Origin of the sequence: Yoonia rosea, assembly GCF_900156505.1 — a bacterium.
Taxonomy (GTDB): Bacteria; Pseudomonadota; Alphaproteobacteria; order Rhodobacterales; family Rhodobacteraceae; genus Yoonia; species Yoonia rosea.
On sequence record NZ_FTPR01000001.1, the window covers coordinates 308,989 to 327,491 of the forward strand.

26 protein-coding genes are annotated in these 18,503 nt (G+C 59.4%); 4 read left to right on the forward strand and 22 right to left on the reverse strand.

Translation table 11 applies throughout. The annotated features are described in order from the left end of the window. Window positions 1-8 precede the first annotated feature (8 nt). Both B0B09_RS01460 and B0B09_RS01465 read right to left on the reverse strand, forming a co-directional pair. Complete coding sequence (locus tag B0B09_RS01460) at window positions 9-776, reverse strand: SDR family NAD(P)-dependent oxidoreductase (protein WP_076658066.1); 768 nt, start codon at window positions 774-776, stop codon at window positions 9-11. Beyond that, complete coding sequence (locus B0B09_RS01465) at window positions 776-1,207, reverse strand: MarR family winged helix-turn-helix transcriptional regulator (protein WP_242654319.1); 432 nt, start codon at window positions 1,205-1,207, stop codon at window positions 776-778. Before B0B09_RS01465 ends, B0B09_RS01460 begins: the two co-directional genes overlap by 1 nt. Before the next feature lie 142 nt (window positions 1,208-1,349). On the opposite strand from B0B09_RS01465, the gene B0B09_RS01470 reads away from it, so the two are divergent. Then, window positions 1,350-1,814: a DUF3237 domain-containing protein gene (locus B0B09_RS01470; protein WP_076658067.1), complete on the forward strand. Its 465-nt coding sequence runs from the start codon at window positions 1,350-1,352 to the stop codon at window positions 1,812-1,814. 28 nt (window positions 1,815-1,842) lie between these two features. Here B0B09_RS01470 and B0B09_RS01475 read toward each other — a convergent pair whose 3' ends face one another. The 6 genes from B0B09_RS01475 to B0B09_RS01500 all read right to left on the reverse strand — a co-directional run bounded on the left by B0B09_RS01475 (window position 1,843) and on the right by B0B09_RS01500 (window position 9,474). Next, entirely contained in the window at window positions 1,843-2,847 is a 1,005-nt protein-coding gene (locus B0B09_RS01475; protein WP_076658068.1) for an endonuclease/exonuclease/phosphatase family protein, read from the reverse strand. Beyond that, on the reverse strand, window positions 2,844-3,881 hold the full coding sequence (locus B0B09_RS01480) for an ABC transporter ATP-binding protein (RefSeq protein WP_076658069.1): 1,038 nt from the start codon (window positions 3,879-3,881) through the stop codon (window positions 2,844-2,846). Before B0B09_RS01480 ends, B0B09_RS01475 begins: the two co-directional genes overlap by 4 nt. A 9-nt stretch (window positions 3,882-3,890) precedes the next feature. Continuing rightward, window positions 3,891-4,742, reverse strand: coding sequence for an ABC transporter permease subunit (locus B0B09_RS01485; RefSeq protein ID WP_076658070.1), 852 nt, complete (start codon window positions 4,740-4,742; stop codon window positions 3,891-3,893). Window positions 4,743-4,753: 11 nt separating this feature from the next. Further along, entirely contained in the window at window positions 4,754-5,635 is an 882-nt protein-coding gene (locus B0B09_RS01490; RefSeq protein ID WP_076658071.1) for an ABC transporter permease subunit, read from the reverse strand. 71 nt (window positions 5,636-5,706) lie between these two features. Beyond that, on the reverse strand, window positions 5,707-7,008 hold the full coding sequence (locus B0B09_RS01495) for an extracellular solute-binding protein (RefSeq protein WP_076658072.1): 1,302 nt from the start codon (window positions 7,006-7,008) through the stop codon (window positions 5,707-5,709). A gap of 327 nt (window positions 7,009-7,335) precedes the next feature. After that, window positions 7,336-9,474, reverse strand: coding sequence for an esterase-like activity of phytase family protein (locus B0B09_RS01500; protein ID WP_076658073.1), 2,139 nt, complete (start codon window positions 9,472-9,474; stop codon window positions 7,336-7,338). 337 nt (window positions 9,475-9,811) lie between these two features. Here B0B09_RS01500 and B0B09_RS01505 point away from each other — a divergent pair, with 337 nt between their 5' ends. After that, window positions 9,812-9,994 (forward strand): DUF2783 domain-containing protein, encoded by a 183-nt coding sequence (locus tag B0B09_RS01505; protein ID WP_076658074.1) that lies wholly within the window; start codon window positions 9,812-9,814, stop codon window positions 9,992-9,994. A gap of 109 nt (window positions 9,995-10,103) precedes the next feature. Here the strand turns inward: B0B09_RS01505 and B0B09_RS01510 are convergent, their stop codons facing one another. Then, complete coding sequence (locus tag B0B09_RS01510; protein WP_076658075.1) at window positions 10,104-10,514, reverse strand: Rrf2 family transcriptional regulator; 411 nt, start codon at window positions 10,512-10,514, stop codon at window positions 10,104-10,106. A gap of 107 nt (window positions 10,515-10,621) precedes the next feature. On the opposite strand from B0B09_RS01510, the gene B0B09_RS01515 reads away from it, so the two are divergent. Then, window positions 10,622-11,830 (forward strand): GTP-binding protein, encoded by a 1,209-nt coding sequence (locus B0B09_RS01515; protein ID WP_076658076.1) that lies wholly within the window; start codon window positions 10,622-10,624, stop codon window positions 11,828-11,830. Beyond that, on the forward strand, window positions 11,827-12,135 hold the full coding sequence (locus B0B09_RS01520; protein ID WP_076658077.1) for a DUF6525 family protein: 309 nt from the start codon (window positions 11,827-11,829) through the stop codon (window positions 12,133-12,135). The genes B0B09_RS01515 and B0B09_RS01520 overlap by 4 nt, the downstream gene beginning before the upstream one ends. Before the next feature lie 25 nt (window positions 12,136-12,160). On the opposite strand, the gene B0B09_RS01525 is transcribed toward B0B09_RS01520, so the two are convergent. From B0B09_RS01525 to B0B09_RS01585, 13 genes are all read right to left on the reverse strand, one after another. After that, complete coding sequence (locus tag B0B09_RS01525; RefSeq protein WP_076658078.1) at window positions 12,161-13,060, reverse strand: TonB family protein; 900 nt, start codon at window positions 13,058-13,060, stop codon at window positions 12,161-12,163. Next, entirely contained in the window at window positions 13,060-13,446 is a 387-nt protein-coding gene (locus B0B09_RS01530; protein WP_055292276.1) for an ExbD/TolR family protein, read from the reverse strand. Before B0B09_RS01530 ends, B0B09_RS01525 begins: the two co-directional genes overlap by 1 nt. Further along, window positions 13,443-13,823, reverse strand: a complete 381-nt coding sequence (locus B0B09_RS01535; protein WP_076658079.1) for a biopolymer transporter ExbD — start codon at window positions 13,821-13,823, stop codon at window positions 13,443-13,445. The genes B0B09_RS01530 and B0B09_RS01535 overlap by 4 nt, the downstream gene beginning before the upstream one ends. Further along, a complete protein-coding gene (locus B0B09_RS01540) occupies window positions 13,816-14,466 on the reverse strand; it encodes a MotA/TolQ/ExbB proton channel family protein (RefSeq protein ID WP_076658080.1) in 651 nt (216 codons plus the stop codon). Before B0B09_RS01540 ends, B0B09_RS01535 begins: the two co-directional genes overlap by 8 nt. Continuing rightward, window positions 14,463-14,897, reverse strand: coding sequence for a hypothetical protein (locus tag B0B09_RS01545; protein WP_076658081.1), 435 nt, complete (start codon window positions 14,895-14,897; stop codon window positions 14,463-14,465). The genes B0B09_RS01540 and B0B09_RS01545 overlap by 4 nt, the downstream gene beginning before the upstream one ends. 157 nt (window positions 14,898-15,054) lie before the next feature. After that, window positions 15,055-15,525 carry a Dps family protein gene (locus B0B09_RS01550; protein ID WP_055293315.1) on the reverse strand — a complete coding sequence of 157 codons (471 nt, stop codon included), beginning with the start codon at window positions 15,523-15,525 and terminating at the stop codon, window positions 15,055-15,057. A gap of 108 nt (window positions 15,526-15,633) precedes the next feature. Beyond that, window positions 15,634-15,972 carry a hypothetical protein gene (locus tag B0B09_RS01555; protein ID WP_165689276.1) on the reverse strand — a complete coding sequence of 113 codons (339 nt, stop codon included), beginning with the start codon at window positions 15,970-15,972 and terminating at the stop codon, window positions 15,634-15,636. 128 nt (window positions 15,973-16,100) lie between these two features. Next, window positions 16,101-16,361: a DUF1289 domain-containing protein gene (locus B0B09_RS01560; protein ID WP_076658083.1), complete on the reverse strand. Its 261-nt coding sequence runs from the start codon at window positions 16,359-16,361 to the stop codon at window positions 16,101-16,103. Window positions 16,362-16,415: 54 nt separating this feature from the next. Beyond that, entirely contained in the window at window positions 16,416-16,898 is a 483-nt protein-coding gene (locus B0B09_RS01565; RefSeq protein WP_076658084.1) for a hypothetical protein, read from the reverse strand. After that, on the reverse strand, window positions 16,895-17,059 hold the full coding sequence (locus B0B09_RS01570; protein ID WP_375342217.1) for a hemin uptake protein HemP: 165 nt from the start codon (window positions 17,057-17,059) through the stop codon (window positions 16,895-16,897). The genes B0B09_RS01565 and B0B09_RS01570 overlap by 4 nt, the downstream gene beginning before the upstream one ends. A gap of 5 nt (window positions 17,060-17,064) precedes the next feature. Continuing rightward, complete coding sequence (locus B0B09_RS17835) at window positions 17,065-17,232, reverse strand: hypothetical protein (protein ID WP_165689277.1); 168 nt, start codon at window positions 17,230-17,232, stop codon at window positions 17,065-17,067. Between the two features lie 178 nt (window positions 17,233-17,410). Next, window positions 17,411-17,737 (reverse strand): heme-degrading protein HmuQ, encoded by a 327-nt coding sequence (gene hmuQ, locus B0B09_RS01580; RefSeq protein WP_076658087.1) that lies wholly within the window; start codon window positions 17,735-17,737, stop codon window positions 17,411-17,413. 10 nt (window positions 17,738-17,747) lie between these two features. After that, a complete protein-coding gene (locus B0B09_RS01585) occupies window positions 17,748-18,500 on the reverse strand; it encodes a ChaN family lipoprotein (protein ID WP_110549911.1) in 753 nt (250 codons plus the stop codon). Between the last annotated feature and the right edge of the window lie 3 nt (window positions 18,501-18,503).

Sequence of the window (18,503 nt, forward strand, 5' to 3'; positions counted from 1 at the left end):
TTGTCTTTCTAGCGTGGTGCCATGCGGATTGCGCCATCCAGACGAATGACCTCTCCGTTGAGCATCGGGTTGCGGGTGATGTGATCGACCATTTCGCCGTATTCGACTGGATCGCCCAGACGGGACGGGAAGGGCACCTGTGCGCCAAGCGAGGCCTGCACCTCCTCTGGTAATTCACGCAGAAGCGGGGTGAGGAAAAGACCCGGTGCAATGCTGCAAACGCGGATGCCCTTGTCGGCCAGATCGCGGGCCATCGGCAGGGTCATGCCCACGATGCCGCCTTTGCTCGCAGAGTAAGCCAACTGCCCGATCTGCCCGTCGTAGGCTGCGACCGAGGCGGTGTTGATGATCACACCACGCGCGCCGTCGCTGTCAATCGGGTCCGCTGCCACCATGCGGGCCGCTGCCTGGCTGGCGCAGTTGAAACTGCCGATCAGGTTCACGCGGATTATGCGGTCAAACATGTCCGGGTCGTGGGCTTCGCCACGTGACACGGTTTTGGCTGCCGCGGCGATGCCTGCGCAATTGACCAGAACGCGGGTCGGGCCATGGGCGGTCTCGGCATTGGCAATTCCGTCAGCAACAGATTGAGGGTCTGAAACATCGACAGCGGCAAATATGCCGCCGATCTTGTCGGCCTGCGCCTGCCCTGCGGTCGTGTTCATATCAAAGATCGTGACCTTCAGCCCGCTTGCCGCAAGCCTTTCAGCGGTTGCGGCGCCAAGCCCCGAGGCCGCACCTGTGACGATTGCGCCATGTCCTGACCAATCTTGCATTATGTGCTCTCCCTATCTGTCAGGCGGATTTTTTTCAAAAGCTTCATCAGCGTGTCTTTGTCCGACGCGGAGAGATCGGCCAAAAGACGATCTTCATGCGCCTGAACTGTCGCCAGAGTATCGTGATAGGCCAACTGCCCATCCGGCGTGGCCACAAGCGCCTGTATGCGCCGGTCATTGGGCACGACGCTGCGCGTTAACAAATTGCGGCGTTCAAGTTCATCAATGATGGCAACCAGGCCCGAACGTTCGATGCCGAGCATCCTAGCCAGGCTGCTTTGGCTGATATTGGGATGGGCGACGACGAGGGACAGGGCGGAAAACGTGCGCGGCGACAGACCGCCTTCGCCAAGTGCGGCGCGAAAATCCTTCTGGATCGCCACATAGGCCCGTTTCATATTGTAGCCAATCAGCGTTTCCAGATCCGGCACGACCCCTGTCGTATCAGTCTCTGTCTGTTTCGCAGCTGCGCGAGGTGCCATAATATGCCTCCGTAGATCTATCGACAGGCATAGCGTATATTGTTAAGTAGGTAAACAGTTTTGCACGCGTGCCGCAGAAAGGATGACTGTGATGGACTTACCCGAACCAAAGCTTGTCTGGGTCACCGATCTGACGGTTCATCTGGACCCGATCCGCGCGATGGGGCAGGGCCGTGCTGGTGCGCGCCGGATCATTCCGATTGTGGGCGGTACGATGGACGGTCCGAAACTGAAGGGCCGGGTTCTGGACGTCGGTGCGGATTGGCAGACCATCTTTGCGGACGGTCTGGCGGAACTGGACACACGCTATGCGCTGGAAACCCATGACGGCGCCACGATCGAGATCGTGAACTACGGGTTTCGCCACGGCCCGCAAGAGGTGATCGCGGCCATTGCGCGTGGTGAGGATGTCGCGCCCGATAGCTATTACATGCGCACCCATGCAAGGCTGGAAACGGGCGATAGCCGCTACGGCTGGGTGAACCGCACGCTCTTTGTCGGGGTCGGCGCGCGCAAAGAGCAAAGCGTGCTGATGCGGCTTTACGCGCTGATGTAGGCCGCACTCTGACCGGATCAGAGGTGCGTTATTGCGCCGGAAGCGCGACCCGCGCATGAACAGCGTCATGGTCCGAGAGCGGGCGTCCGTTGGGATCGAGTGACGCCAGCACACCCTTTGACAGGCAAGTCACCCCACGCCCGCAGATCCAGTCGAGCTTCATTTGGCGCGTCGGGTGCAGTGTGATCAGACTGGGGCGGGTCGTCATCCCGTCGGCCGTGAAGGACCAGTCGTAGCCTCGCGCCTCGGCATTGGCAATGAGGGCCTCATCGCGCCAGTCAAAGTCGGGCGGCATGTGGTTGCCCGTGTTCAGGTCACCGCCGATCACAACCGGCAGACCGGGGGCGAAAGCATCGACTTTTGCCATCAGCAGGTCGAACTGTTTGGCGCGGTGCGCGCCATCCGCGTTGCTTTCAAGGTGGGTCGAGACAACGCATAACGGGCCGTTGATTGTCGGAACGACCGCTGCAATCGCATTGCGCCCACCCACACGGGGCTGGCCTGCATCACCGCCCGCGTCGGGGGTGAACCAATGGCCGTGATCATCAAGGCGGATCAGTGTTACCCTCTCAAAAGGGACTGCGCTGAGGATTGCGTTGCCGTGCCAGCCACGCGCGTTGAAATCATCATCGCAGAACGCTTGCTCGGTCGACCCCCCAAGATCCATCTCATAGAACTCCACCCCGAAGGCATAGGTCATGCCAAGCGCCTGCGCCATATCGGCTGTGGTATGGCGCTGCTTGGTGCGGGCCATGCCGTGATCCATCTCGGACAGCAGAACGATTTGCGGCGCAATACCGGACAGATGGGCGGCGCTGTCTTGCGGAAAGAGGCAGCGTTCGAGGTTCCATGCCACAATGGGAAAAGTACGAGGAAGCTGTTGCGCGCTGGCAGTCCCACCCAGTTGCACCGCGTTGAGGCCCGGCAGACTTGCAAGTAGGGCGCGATGCGCCGCAGAGGTGCGCGGTGCGGCCATGATCCGGGTGCGATCCGCGGCGCTGACGATCTGCAATGTATCCACTGTGGGGGTCATAGGCGTTTGCCGTCGATGGTGTTGAAAACGCAGACAGCATCAGGCCTGACCGACAGGTGCTGCGGGCCAGTTGCCGCTGTAATATCGTTGCTGACAAGCACCGTCACGGAATGCGTGCCAAGCGTGCCGTGCAGCAGCCGGTGCGCGCCAAGCTCTTCGATGATCTGCACGTCCATGGACAGCGGGCCGGTTGCATCAAGGATAAAGTCTTCGGGCCGGATGCCCGCCGTGACTGCGCCTTGTGCCGGTGCGGCGCAGAGCGGCTGGCCGCCCAGCATCACCTGACCGTCCGTCACCTCTGCCGGAAACAGGTTCATCGGTGGTGCCCCCATGAACGCGGCCACAAAGGTGGATGCGGGGTTGTGATAGACCTCGGACGGTGTGCCGATCTGTTCGATCCGGCCCGCGTTCATGACGATGATACGGTCAGCCATCGTCATCGCCTCGACCTGATCGTGGGTGACATAGATCGACGTGACACCAAGACGGCGCTGCAAGGCCTTGATCTCGATCCGCATTTGATTGCGCAGCTTGGCGTCAAGGTTCGACAGGGGTTCGTCAAAGAGAAACAGGGCTGGATCGCGCACAATGGCACGGCCCATGGCCACGCGCTGGCGCTGGCCGCCCGACAACTGGCTTGGCTTGCGATCAAGGTAGTCGCCAAGGTTCAGCAAAGCCGCCGCCTCATCGACTTTCTGCGCGATTGTCTGCTTGGATGTACCGCGGTTCTTCAGGCCGTAACCGATATTCTTGCGCACCGTCATATGTGGATAAAGGGCGTAGTTCTGGAACACCATGGCAATGTCGCGTTCTGCGGGTTCGACGGTGTTCACGACGCGTCCCGCAATCTGCAATTCGCCCGATGTAATGTCCTCGAGCCCGGCCACCATGCGCAAGAGCGTGGACTTGCCGCACCCCGACGGGCCGACAAGGACCGTGAATTCGCCCTCGGCGATCTCAAAGCTGGTGGGGTGTAGCGCCTCAAACCCGTTGGGGTAGGTCTTGCCGATATTTTGAAGTTGCACCTGTGCCATGTGTATTGCCTATTTGTCGGATTCAGTGAGGCCCTTGACGAACCAGCTTTGGAAAAACACCACCACAAGAACCGGTGGAATGACGGCCACGAGGGCCAGAACGTTGGAGCGCCCGAACTCGGGCACCACCGCACCTTCGAAAACCTGCACGATCTGTTTGATACCCCGCACCAGCGTGTACATGTCTTCATCTGTCGTGATCATTGTGGGCCAAAGGTATTGGTTCCAGCCGTAGACGAACATGATGATGAACATGGCCGCGATCATCGTCTGGCTGAGCGGCACGAGGATATCGATGAAGAACTTCACAGGCCCCGCACCGTCGATGCGCGCGGCCTCGACCAGTTCTTCGGGGACAGAGCGGAAAAACTGCCGGAAAAAGAAGGTGGCCGTGGCAGAGGCGATCAGCGGGATGATCAGCCCTTGGTAGGTGTTCAGCATGCCAAGCCATTGCACCACCTCGTAAGAGGGCAGGATGCGGACTTCGAGCGGCAAGAGCAGCGTCGTAAAGATCAGCCAGAAGGCAAATGTGGCAAAGCGCAGACGGAAGTAGACGATGGCATAGGCTGCCATCATCCCGAGGACGATCTTGCCAAAGGCAAAGCCGATGCCAAGGATCATGCTATTCTTGAGCATCGACAGACCGGTGTTTTCACCGGAAAAGCCGGAGGCCTCGAACATGGCTTTGCGAAAATTGTCATCCAGCTGGTCGCCAATGGTCAGTGACGGGCCGGTGCGGATGATTTCGGTGTCCGGCACGGTTGTCATCTGCAACAGCATGAACAGCGGCAGTATCATGAACAGGCTGCCCGCAATGAGAACAGCGTGATCGAGCACGGTCGACAGTTTGAGTTTACGCATTGAACCGGCTCCTATGTATAGTGGATGCGTCTGTCGATCAGACGGAACTGGAAGATCGTAAGCGCCAGCACCAACACCATGAGGATGACCGATTGAGCTGAAGACCCGCCAAGGTCATTGCCGCGAAAGCCATCGACATAGACCTTGTAGACCAGTGTCATGGGGTTGTTGCCCGGCTCTCCTTTTACGACCGTGTCAACGATGCCGAAGGTGTCAAACAGCGAATAGGTGATGTTGATGATCAACAAAAAGAAACCGGTTGGTGCCAGCAGTGGAAAGGTCACGTCCCAGAACCGCCTTGAGGCCGAGCCGTTATCAATCAAAGCGGCCTCGCGCACCGAACGCGGGATCGATTGCAGGCCGGACAGAAAGAAGATGAAGTTCACCGGCACTTGTTTCCAGACCGAGGCAAGGATCATCGAAAAGGCGGTATCGTTGAAGTTGACCCCGACCATGTAATCATGTCCGAAAAACCCGAAGAATTCGGTGAGCGGCCCCCAGCTTTGGTTGAACATGATGACAGCGATAAAGCCCGCCACCGGAGGGGCGACCGCATAAACCCACATCAGCAGGGTCCGGTAGGTCCGCGCGCCGCGCAGCACCTTGTCGGCTTTGACGGCAAGGACCAGGGCGATGGCCAGCGAAAAGAAGGTGACCAGCAATGAAAAGACCACGGTAAAGGACGCGATCCTGCGATACTCGCGACTGCCGAAAAGGTCGATGTAGTTTTGCAAGCCCACGAATGTGGAGCCAAAGCCGAAGGGGTCTTGCAGGTAGAATGAAGACTGCAACGCCACGACCGTCGGCCAATAGAAAAAGACCGCAATGATCACAAGCTGGGGCAGCAAGAGCAGCACAGGTAAAGAGACAGTCGTAAATCCGGCCCGTTTCATGAGAATTCCTTCTGGTACATCAGAACGGCCGCCTGTTCCGGCGGCCGTTCGGGTTTTCAAATCGCTTGGTGCTAGCCTTGGGTCTGCGCGAAACGTGACAGAAGCTGGTTGGCTTCTTCTTCGATCGTGGCAAAGGCGTCCTCGACCGATGTTTCACCGGTCAGGATGCGGCCGTATTCACGGTTCATCACGTCGCGGATCTGCACGTAAAAGCCCATACGGTACCCGCGGGTGTTATCACCTGCGGCAAGTGACAGCTGCTTGATGCCGATTTCAGCGGCAGGCTGCTCTGCGTAGTATCCTTCGGCAGTGGCCAACTCATAGGCGGCTTCGGTGATCGGCACGTAGCCCGTCTCCTTATGCCACAACACCTGTGTTTCAGGTGCTGTCAGGTATTCGAAGAACCGTGCTGTCGCTGCATTTTCCGCATCAGATTTGCCGGACATCGCAAACAGCGCCGCGCCACCGATGAAGGTCTGCTTTGGCTCTGATGTGACGGCTTCCCAGTAGGGCAGGTAGGTTGCGGAAAAATCGAACCCGAGGTCTTTCTGGGCAAGACCGCCGAAGGACCCCGAAGAGCCGAGCCAGATCGCAACCTTACCTTCTTCGAAAGGTGTCTGGTTGTCGCCCCAGCCGGTGCCATACCATTCAAAATAGCCCGCATCCTGCCATTCGGTCAGAGCGGTGAAATGGGCCTTGATGGCATCGTTATTCACGAGGATCTGTGTGTCCAGACCGCCATAGCCGTTGTCGTTTGTGGCGAAGGGCAGGTTGTGGCGGCTGAAGAAGTTCTCGGTGAAGATCCAGGGCAGGTGGGATTGGGCCAGCGGGATATAGCCTGCGGCGGCAAGGGCCGGTGCGGTTGTTTCCTGGAACTCTTCCCAGGTTGCGGGCGGTGCCACGCCCGCCGCTTCGAGCGCATCGACATTGTAATACATGATGGGCGAGGAAGAGTTGAACGGCATGCCGATCATCTTGCCGTCGCTGTCGGCAAAGAAGTAGCGCACGCCGGAAATGTAGTCTTCGATGTCAAAGTCTACGCCGTTGTCGGACAGCAAATCCTGCACAGGGATTGTCGCACCTGTCGCGCCGATGACCGTCGCGGCACCGGCATCGAATACCTGCATAATATGCGGCTGTTCGCCTGCCCGGAAGGCGGCGATCCCAGCGGTGAGGGTTTCTTCATAAGTCCCCTTGAACACAGGCGTCAGCCGGACCTCATCCTGAGAGGCGTTGAAATTCTCGGCGATCTGGTTGACGGTTTCACCAAGAGCACCGCCCATGGCGTGCCAGAGCTCGATCTCGGTCTGCGCTGAGGCAGCTGTGGTCAGCGCAAGTGACATGACAGCGCTGGTAAGCGTAATACGGGACATTTACGTTCCTTCCATTGAACATTGCCGCTGGGGCAAAAAAGACGGTTGTCTGTGGAAGGGGGCGCAAAGACTTGTGTGGCAGCGCCGTCGTCCGGCCAATTGAAACTGCCGCAGCAGGGCCCCCACCCACACTACCACCGCTCCAATGGTTCCCGAAGGTCACGCGCATTTAACAAGCGTGCAAAGTATTTGTGACATCGCAAAAATCGTGGTGTCTGTTCGCCTGCGGATCAATGTCAACTCCGCTCAACATATTGGTTTCGCTGAAATAAGAAGCGCCCGCAGACGGATGTCGCGGGCGCAATGCGTGTCTTTCTCGGGGGATGGTCAGGGTTTGACGGCGAAGAACATCGTCTCACCTGAGTGGTCATCAACGCCGTCATTGTCTGTTGCGACCCACATCGTTCCGTTCTGGGTGATGGCCAGAGCCTCGACCTTGTCGAGAACGTAGCCGCCCGTAGAGGTCAGCGCGGGCAGCAGATCAACAACCAGTTGGGGCTCCAGAACCGCAGGGGTTTCGCCCAGAGGAACCATTGCATCCATCGCGCTCAGCGGCACGCTGGTGATCTGCTTGGTCACGGCACGCGCATCAAGCTGGTTATCGCGCTCGATGAAGTAAACCCTGTCATCATGGGCTGTGATTTCGGACAGTCCCACCCAGCCTGTTGCAGGCACGGTCAGCGGGTAATGGATGACGGACCATTCCTCGCTGTCGAGGTTATATCCCAACACCTTTGCATGGTTTGCCGGATCATCGCGCCATTCGCGCTGGACGGCGATGTAGAGCATATGACCCACCCGTGTGATCCCTTCGAAACCGAAGCGGGCTTCGACGGCAAGCAGTTCATTGGGCAGTGCAATATAGTCTTCAATCGCGCCATCAGATCCGACGCGGTAAATTGCGTGCGGGACAAGACGGTCGGAACGACCTTCGGATGCGATCCAGAAACCGCCCTCACCATCCAGTGTGATGCCTTCCATATCCATCAGCTGGGCCGGTTGGCCTTCGCGCGTGACGCGGATGGCATCGACGATCTGCGCGGGTGTCTGGCTGACGTCGATGTGGAAGATTGTCGGCTGCATTGCGTAAAAGCTGTCGTTGACTGCGTAGATCGTCCCGTCCTCGGCAGCGACCTGACCGGAAATCGCACCCCATCCAGTCAGCGTCTCCATGCCTGCGGATGTCAGATGCGGATAGGCGGCAGACGCGTCCTGATATTCAAAGATCATGACATGGGCGCGCGGGCCTGCGTCGTCAGTCTCGTTGGCAGAGATCAGCAGGTTACGTTCCGGAATTGTCACATAGCCTTCCGGCCCGATGCCCGATGGCAGCAGTTGGGTCAAGACGGGTGCGGCAGGATCGGTGATGTCATAAACACCGACGACCGACGCGCGCTCTGCGCCCACGAACACGTAAGGTGTGCCGCCGAATGTATCAAAGGTCACGCTTTCAGGTTCCACACCCTTGTTGGCTGAACGTTCCTCGGGATAGTGGCCGATCTGGATGATTGCATTTTCGAAATCTATCCCGCTTTCATAAACAAGCGCGCCGTCTTGGCTGAAGATTGTCCAGCCACGCGATCCACCGTCCATGTCGCCCTCGTTGGCCATGGCGAAATGGGTATTGTCGATCCAAGTGATACTGTCGGGTTCGCGCGGGACAGTGATGGTCTGGTCAAACACCAGCGCGCCTTCCTCAATGGTATCGACGCCTTCAAGCGTCACGTGGCCGGCAGAGAAGTGGCTCAGCACCGCGCCCGCAGCGGACAGAACGACAATGTGGTTGTTTTCCTGCAGGGTGACCACAACTTCGTTTTCGGCGTTGATCGAAACAAACTCGGGCTCGGGGTCTTCGGGGGCGATATCGGCCAGACCGGTGATATCGGCGACGCGGGCTGTCGCGCAGTCGATCAGGCCGTCGGCGGTCAGGTCAACCATGAAGACAGAGCCGGCAGGCATCTGGCCGACGCGGCCATCGCCAAGGTCTTCGTCGCGTTCGTTTTCAATCGCGACCGCAAGGAATGACCCGTCCGGCGCGATGCCCACGCTGTCAGGTTGGCCTGGTAGCGTGCAACGGCCGACTTCTTGTTGTGTGGTCATGTCGATTTCGACAAGAAAACCTGATGGTTCAGTGTAGCTGGGAGATGTATTGACACCGGCGAGTGCGTAGCCACCGATCACGGCCACGGATGTGGGTTCGCCTTCGGGGATGAATACGCCAGCGGCAACAGGGTTTGCCGGATCAGTAATGTCGATAAAGCCGATCGATTTGCCGGGGCTGTCTGTGTAGACCAAGGTCATGCCATCTTCTGATGCGGCGATAATCTCGGCAGAGGTCTCTTCTGCTTCGGGCAGGTTGTCTGCGACCATGAAAGAGGCGATGCGGTTGAAGTTCATGTCCTGCGGGAATGCAGGGGCCGCAAGCAGCGTAAGGGCGGACGTCATCGTCAGCGCGCGATAGGTCATTCGTTCTTCCTGTGTGATATCAAATTGACAGGCGAAAAATGACCCATGACCAAGAACGCAAAGTCACAGAAGGACGACAGATTTGTAAAATGATGGCGGAAAGTCGTTTCAGTAAAGTCTTGCTATGTGATCCTAGGGCAGGTCTGCCAATTGCCGAAGGCAGCAGCGCAGGCGATGGTCGATAAGGGCGTTGTCTGGAACGTGGGTAAGATATCTGGGGGATGAACCCTGCGGGGTCTATCTGATCCGACCACCATGTGGTGGCGCGCTGGGCTGTCGCTGACGCAGCAGATATCAAGGCCGCCTTGCGGACGGCAACAGGACGGGACGGGTGACGATGGAGCGCAATCTTGCGCCAAACATCAACGATCCTGACGGGTTCTACGATGCACTGCTCGGCGCGCATAACGGGCTGAGCAAAGACGAAAGCGACGCGTTCAATGCGCGGTTGATCCTCATTCTGGCCAACCATGTGGGCGACAGAAGCATTCTACGGGCCGCGTTGGAATTCGCGAAATAGCGCGGCCAAATCCTCGGTCATCTTGGCGGTGCAGCAGTCGCGTCCAGAGTGTTTCGGACTGTCGGGATTTCGCCAAGGCGAGGCGCATGCCAATTGCAATGCGAAGCGATCAATCGGCGGAGTCGCGGATTTCAAGGATCGTTGTTTCGGATAGTTTCTGGATCAGGGTCTGCTCCACCTCGGCCATCACTTTGGACACACGATCATGCAGCACATGTTCGACGTTGCAACTGTGCGCGGTATCGTCAGTTTTTGGTGCGGCCAGACGCTCATCAAGGGCAAGATAAACATCCGCAAGCGTGATTTCTTGGGGCGGGCGTGCAAGGCGCCAGCCACCGGAATGCCCTGCTTCTGACACCAAAAGCCCGGCCTGCCGCAAACTCCCCAGAACCCTGCGCACAACGACAGGGTTTGTGCCGGCATGTGCGGCAATATCGGCGGATTTGCGCAGGTTGTCAGGTGCATGCGCCATATGGCTGAGCGTGTGCAAGGCAAGTGACAGGCGGCTGTTGCGTTTCACAAGAGGGACTCCCGATATACGACCATTCACGTAACAATATGAGTTGCGGGAATCGCGTAACTTCTCTAGTTACGGGAATCAACGCCCACATTGCAAGGAAGCCAGCCATGAACCAAGACCGTCTCCCCGTCACAGTCCTGTCAGGCTTCTTGGGTGCTGGCAAGACAACGCTGCTGAACCGCGTCCTGAACAATCGCGAGGGGCGGCGCGTTGCGGTGATCGTAAACGATATGTCCGAGGTGAACATCGACGCCGATCTGGTGCGCGCCGATGGTGCGCTGTCGCGCACCGATGAGACGCTGGTCGAGATGTCGAACGGCTGCATCTGCTGCACGCTGCGCGACGATCTCTTGCAAGAGGTGCGCCGCCTCGCAGCTATGGGGCGCTTTGACTATCTGCTGATCGAGTCCACCGGTATCTCTGAACCCTTGCCTGTCGCGGCCACCTTCGATTTCCGTGACGCGGCGGGGCAATGCCTGTCGGATGTGGCGCGGCTTGATACGATGGTGACGGTTGTCGATGCGGTGAACCTGTTGCGTGACTATGCCAGCCACGATTTCCTGCGTGACCGCGGTGAGACGTTGGGCGCGGAGGACGACCGGACGCTGGTAAACCTGCTGGTCGAGCAGATCGAGTTTGCCGATGTGGTGATCCTGAACAAGATCAGTGATGCCGGACCTGAGCGGACGGATGCCGCGCGCAAGATCATCCGCAGCCTGAACGCCGATGCACGTATCATCGAAACAAACCATGCCGACGTCGCAGCGGACGCGATCCTTGATACGGGTCTTTTTGATTTCGAAAAGGCGCATGAACATCCGATGTGGGCCAAGGAGCTTTACGGATTTGCCGACCATGTGCCGGAAACCGAGGAATACGGCGTTTCATCCTACGTCTACCGTGCCCGCCAACCCTTTGCGCCTGAAGGCATCCTCGCCGTTCTGAACGGCGATTTGCCCGGGGTCATCCGTGCCAAGGGCCATTTCTGGATCGCGACGCGGCCCGATTGGGTGGCCGAATTCTCGCTTGCGGGTGCGCTCTCGTCGGTCAAGCCGCTTGGCACATGGTGGGCGGCTGTGCCCCGCGACCGTTGGCCCGACGATGACGGCGCACGGGCCTATGCAGCACAACATTGGTCCGAGCCTTGGGGTGACCGGCGGCAGGAGATTGTTTTCATCGGTGCGGGTATCGACTGGTCTGCGATCCGGGCACGGCTGGACGCCTGTCTGGTGCCCGAGACTGTGGCGACCGGTCCTGACAGGCTGCCCGATCTGCCCGATCCTTTCCCGCTCTGGCGGCGGACGGACGGACCATGACCGGCAATCTCGGCGAAACGGGTCTGAAGCGGAAAAGGCGCAGGCATGATCCGATGCAGGCCTATGACGCCCTGCCGCCTGCATTGCGGGGGTGGCTGGCGGATGCCGCCTTGCCATGGTCGCCCGTGTCATGCCGCCGCATCTGGCAGCGCGCCCGTGCGCGGGGTGAACCGATCGAGGCCGTTCTGGCGCGCCTTGAGCGCGCGCAGGCGCAAACACTTGCCAAAGATCCGATCTGGCGTGCCTCTCGGGCGGGGCAAGAGCGCGGTTGCAACCGGATCACGCAACTTGATTGGAAGCCGTGACCGCGCGGGTCTTTTGCAAAAACCGCTAACGCCCTTCGATCTGGATCGAGAAACTGCGCCGCGCGCCTGCTGGCGGGGTCGGAAAGGGGCCTGCGCCGCGCACCAGTTGCAGCGCTGCCTGATCCAAGGCGTCCGAGCCTGAAGGGTGCGCCAATGACACCGAGGCCAATCCGCCCTGTGGGCCGATGCTAAAGGATACAACAGCGGCGCCACGCGCGCGCACACGCGGTTTACCCGCCCGTGACAGGATCCGCATGACCAGACCGGGGTAGTCGCTCGCCGCGGCATTTCCCGCAGCCTGCTGACGCCCGCCAGGGCCGCTTTGTTGCGCGATGGCGTCCTGATTTCCCGATGCTTCACCCGCCTGCGCGTTGCGATCTGCATTTCCTGGCGCGGGTCTTGCTGGTGGTCGCTGGCGGGGCGCCGCCGCCTGCACGGGCGTCTGTGTCTCCACAAAATCTGCGCGGCGGGCTTGGGGGCGCAGTGAGCGTGCCACAGCAAGGCTATCAGCGGCTTCTGCCGCGATCCGTGCCGGTTGCGGTTGAACCGCTTCGGGCGTTGCGGAGGCGGTATCTTGCATCGCTGGCAAGGCTTGCGTGGGTGCCATGCGCGCGGGCGTTTCGCTTGCGGCAGTCGCGGTCACGTGTTCGGGGGCCACTGTCTCTGCTTCGACTGGCTTGGCCTGATCGGCCGTCTTTGCAGGTGGTGTCTCAGTCGGCGGCGTTTCTTGGGCCGCTTCCGGACGCGCGGGGCTCAAGGTGCCAGCCGCCATGTCCGCAAACGCGCTGCCGAGCCGGACCTCGGCGGCACCTCCGCCCCCCTCGGTCTGTGGCGTTTCCTGTGCAACAAGTGTGAGGGCCAGCGCGCTATGTGCAACAAGGGCCAGAGACAGGGCGACGAACTTGGCTGAACCGGCGTGGCGCATTATTCCAACCCCTGTTCGGTCACAATCACCACGCGGTCCGCGCCCGCCGCGCGCAAGGCGCGGCCTTGGGCGACAAGCGTGGCCGCAGGCAGATCACGGTCCGGGATGATCCGCACGTTTGCGCGTGCGGATTCGGGAAGATCGGCGAGAAAGTCCGCAGCCGAGGCGATAGCGACACCGCCATAGGTCATGCGCCCATCCGCATGCAGAACCAGCGCGTCGGCGGGTGCGGAACTCGCAAGATCAGCGGTCCTGACAAGCCGCAGGTCTTTGTCCAGCGGCTTGGCCAGCGTGCCTGCAACGAGAAAGAAAATCAGCATCAGGAAGACGATATTGATCAGCGCGATGGTCGGTTCGCGTTCGCTTCGGGTGCGGCGCCGTCTCATGTCGCCTCCAGAACCGTCACCGTGATGTGCGGGATCGCGCGGAGAGCCACAAGCAGGTCTGTGAGCCGTTGTGCCGTCACATCAGTGCCGGTCGAGACCAGCACCCCAAGGGGGGTATCACCGGTCCTGTGCGCGGCCAATGCCGAGGGCAAGCGATCAAGAGCCGTTTCCGCGCCGTTCAGACGTAACGATACTGTGGCCAGTGATACAAAGACCGGACGTTCGGCGGATGCGGTACCACCAGAGCGGCCCACGGCAAATTCGACTTCGGAAAAGCGGGTGAAGGTTGAGGACAGCATGAAAAACAGAAGCAGCAGGAAGATGACATCAATCAGGGATGTCATCGACAGCCTGCGCCTGCGTCGCATGTTACGCATGGGCGGGCGCCCCTTGGAGGTGCGTGACTTTACGCACACCAGAAGGCGACAGCACTGTATGCAGGGCCTTTTGCGCCAGCACGCGGTCTGCATCCATACGCGCCTCGAACCAGCTCAGCATGACTGAAGTGGGCATGGCGACGGCAAGGCCTGCGGCAGTGGTTAACAGGGCCACCCAGATACCACCTGCGAGGATCGCGGGGTCGACTTGGCTCCCTGCCTGCTGAAGCGCCTGAAACGCAGAAATCATGCCCAGAACTGTTCCGAACAATCCCAGCAGTGGCGCAAGCTGTGCGACGGAATCGAGAAACCTGAAGCCGCTTTCCAGTCGGGCAAAACGCGCTTCGGCCTCTGCTTCGAGGCGGGCTGCATCTGTCTGACCGTCAAGCGCCATGGTCACAAGCGGGACAAGGTAGCTGCGGGACCGCGAGAGGTGATCACGCGCGGCTGTTCTGTCGCCGGTATCCCAGGCTGCGATGGCATCCTGCAGCGCCTTGTGGCGTCCGACACCTGCCGCCGTGAATTGCCAGAGTTTGAACAGAACCACCGCCAGCACGAGCACCGAAAGTGCGCAAAGCAGCAGGACGACCGGCCCGCCGAGTGCAGCGATGCGCTGGATACTTTCCTGAAGGGCGATAATCATCCCAGCACCTCGACATCGGTGCGGCTGTTGAGTGCGAGCCCGTCGCTGCAAGCACCTGCAGGCAGATTGTCTCCGGCGCAGGTTTCGGCGCCGTTGATCAGAAGGCTTCCCAATGATGCACAAGCAAGACCGGGCACTACGAATTGCCGCACGCGGGGCCGCGCCGCGGGCAGGGCGCCGAAATCAAAAAGTGTGAGCCGGTTAACACGTCCTTGCGTGTCAAAAAGCACCGCCTCATAGACCGCTTGCCCGATATCATGGCCATGCCCGTTCTGGACAAGAAAACTGATCCGGCAGGCGTCTTCGACAGGCTCTACGGCATTGAGTTCGATAGAGATATGCGCGCCCGGCGCCTCTTGGGCGAGGGCAGGCGCCGCCGATAAACAGGCCGCCAGAATAACAGCTGCACGCACTGATTTGAATTTGGACATTTTTCCAGCCTTCGATTTCCCGATGGGTCATCTGGCTGGGGTTGCGCGCCCTTGCTGGATGGCGCTTTGTTACCATCCAGCAGGTGCGTGTTCAATACCTGATTAAATTAGTATGTCATTTTCACAAAGGCGTCGCGCGCTGATCGTCCAGCTTGCGTCAGGCCAGATGCGACCGCAGCATCCAGGCGAATTTCTCATGCACCTGACCGCGCGCAATGCAGAGATCTTCGGTCAGTGTGTCACCATGATCTGCGGCAAGCTCGCCTGCACCGGCAATCGTTTCGGCCAGTGTTTCCTGCGCTTCCTTCATGAGCCGGATCATCTCTTCGGCCGTAGGCACACCATCAACTTCCGCGACTTTGGAGCGTTTCAACATCCCGGCGAGCGTGCCTTCGGCATGGGCGTCAAGCGCCTTGATCCGTTCGGCCAGATCGTCCTGTGCGACGAAGTGATCTTCGTAAATCTTCTGGAAAAGATCGTGCAACGGCCCGAAAGCCATGCCGGTCACGTTCCAATGGAAATTCTGTGCCAGCATCGTGGTCACGGCGGTTTCCGCGACGCATTGATTGAGTGCCGTGGCAATCTGTGTCGTTGCGTCGGTCGAAAGAGTTTGGGCGGTCTGGGTCAAGGGTGCCTCCTGCATCAAAAAGGGATTCAGTGCTGGCTGGCGATTAGCTGGCTTGCACGCCTTTGATATAGGGTGAAACGACGTCGGGCAAGCGGTTTTAGAATGATTCTAAATACGACTAAAATTGTCAACTACATTGCGCAGAAGAAACACCAGATTTCTTTGCGCGTGTTTCGGAACGCGCGAGTTCAAAAGGAACGCGGCGCTGGCGTCATCGCCGTTCTTGAGGCTGCGGGCCAATGCGATCAGCCACTTTTCGTCAAACGAGGTTTCCTGCTCTCCGACGCGATAAAAGGCGGGTCGGTGTTTCAAAGCCTGCGACAGGCAGCGCACGAGCACTTCGGCGGCGGCGTGCTGCGCGACATTGCGGTTTGTAGACAGGGCGGCGCAGGCACCGAAAATCTCGATATGCCCCTTGCACCGATTGCTGCGCGCGACATCGCGCAAGTGGTCCAGCAAGCTGTTCGAAGAACACTTAGCGTCCGGCGTCGCTACGCGGTCGTATGAAGTCTGGTAAACGGCTGCGGTCATCGGGTCTCGGTTCTTGTTCTTGGGTCTTTCATGACGGGGGAGTTTCAGGCGGCCTTCCCGCCATCCAGCATCGTCAGCGTGACCTTTTCCTTCCGGCAGCGTTTTTCATACGCCTGTTCCCAGTGGTTGTAGCGCCCCATGACGGCCTGTTGGGCGACGACAAGTGCGACAAAGGCCTCGCGGTGTTTGTTCTTTTTCAAAGCCTTGAATGTCGATTTCTGCGCTTTGGTCATAGAACATCCGATGCAATGGCCTTCACGTTTGAATTTGCAGACGCTGATGCAGGGGCTAGGGATCTTTGGCATGATAAGCTCGCTGGATGTGTGGGCAGGGTGCCCGTTCTGGCTGGGGCGTGTTGTTCAGTGCAGGGTACGGTCTTCGGGTTTGTGTCGGGGCAGGGATGAGGCCGGCGCTGTTTGCACCATGCGCTGCATTGCGAGGCCGACCCGCGCCGCCATAAGGGCAACCGGTTCGGCATGGCGCGCAGGGACAATCAGACTTGCGATCATTGCAGCCTCGGCAAGATCACCGCGCGCGGCTTCGCGGACCAGAGTTTGCAGGATCGCTTCGTCAGAACCGATGCAAGTGCACCCAAGCCCGTGCCGGACAAGCGGCCTGCGTGCAAACCTGCATAGATCGGACAGCAGGCACTCGAAATTGCGCAACTCGGCGAGGCCCTCAACGGTGCCAAAATTCTGCGCAAAACCATTCCAGACTTCGGTCTGGCTATCGGCGCCAGCCATCCAGAACCGGACCGACATGATCAGTTCGGCTTCCCAAGGTGCGACATCAGTCAGTTGACCGACCACACTGGCGCCTTTGGTGTGTGCGGTGCCTGTCATTTGGTCAGGATCAGCTTGCCCGCACGCGTGATGCGCAGGGTGTAGGTCTGGCCATCCAGCACGATGTCGGCCTTAAGGCCGTTGCGGATCAGATCACGTGCGTCGTAGGTGTCCGTTTCAGAGGTCCTGTCGACGGAGGCGGGGCGGGGCAGATTTTGCATCAGAGTCATTGACCCTCTCCTGTCGGCCGCATGCGATCGCGTTGCAGGTCGATCAGATGCTCAAGCGCAAACCCTTCGATCTGGGCGCTATCGGCTCCGGATTGCACGATTTCACGCCATGTAGAGCTGGCAGTTTCAGGCTTCTGGCTGGTTGCCCGGGAGACGGGTGTCATTGCGATTTCATCCTTATAGTTGACATCCGGGCTGCCGTTCGCGGTGGCTTGGACGGGCATCGAACGATGCCTTGCGGTATTCTGACTAAATAAGTCAGGTTATACACTATGCCTACAGTAATCCGACAGTTTTAGTCAAGAACATAGATGTGCCTAAACGGCTGCGGGGTTTCAGGCGTCATGCGCTTTGTAGTGCGTCGATTTTCTGGATTGCGGTGAACCCCTCAAAACGTGGCGCGCCCTCATGCAGCTTGCGGCTTTGACCCGCGCGGGCGTGTGAGGCGCGGAATTCTGCGCTGGTTGTCCATGCGCGGAAATGCGCCTCTGATTGCCATGTGGTATGCGAGGCATAGAGGATTTTGCCATCGTCCTCGGGGCCTTTCAGCATGTGGAAGGACACGAAACCGTCCATGTCCTGCAATTTGCTTTCCCGGGTAAGCCAAAGCTCTTCGAATTCAGCGGCATTTTCCAAGGGTACAGTGAAACGGTTCATCGCAAGGTACATCTATTTCTCCTTAGTTGGATGTCAGGGATTTGCAGGGATCGTCGCGTTCAGCGGGTGGGACGATGCGGACCTCGTCAAAAGGTACGCCTGCGCCGTCGTCTTCGATAAAGCCGATCGCAAAGGTTATCACGTCAGGGGCCGCCGTGGCGATCTTGGCTGGGACGCCCCAATCGGTGCGGGCGTGGCCGTTTCCGGCAATCACGGCGACGGGTGGTCCATAGGTTTCGAGCGCTTCAAGTGCGGCGCGGGCAAAAACAGCATCGCGGTAGCGCTGCACGGTAACCATACCCGCCATCATCGCAAACGGCATGGCTTCGCAATGCGCCTCGAATTGCAGTTGCATGCGTGCCTCTTGCTGGCTGTCCGGCAAAGGCTCATCCAGACCGAAACGCGCGGCGTCTTCACCGAAAAGGGCAGCGGCACCATCACTGTAGACACTCTGGATCGCGTCGCGCGGGGCTGCAGCACCGACGATGCGCGCATGCCCCATGGCTTCAAAGACCGGCGCATAGATCGGGAAATTACCCCAACCGCTCGCTTCCCATGCGGCGGCGATCTGGGTCCGGTCGGCGTCGGCACGCGCGGCTTGCTCTGCGGTCAGCATCTCGAACACGACCGCGGTGGGCCGCAGGTCCTGCAGGGCGGCGGCTTGCCCCAGATGTGCATCAGGGTTGTCATGGACCTCGCCAAGAATGACGATATCGGCAACAGGTTCGGCCGCGGCAGGCAGGGCAAGCACCAATAATAGAGCGGTCAATCGCATGTG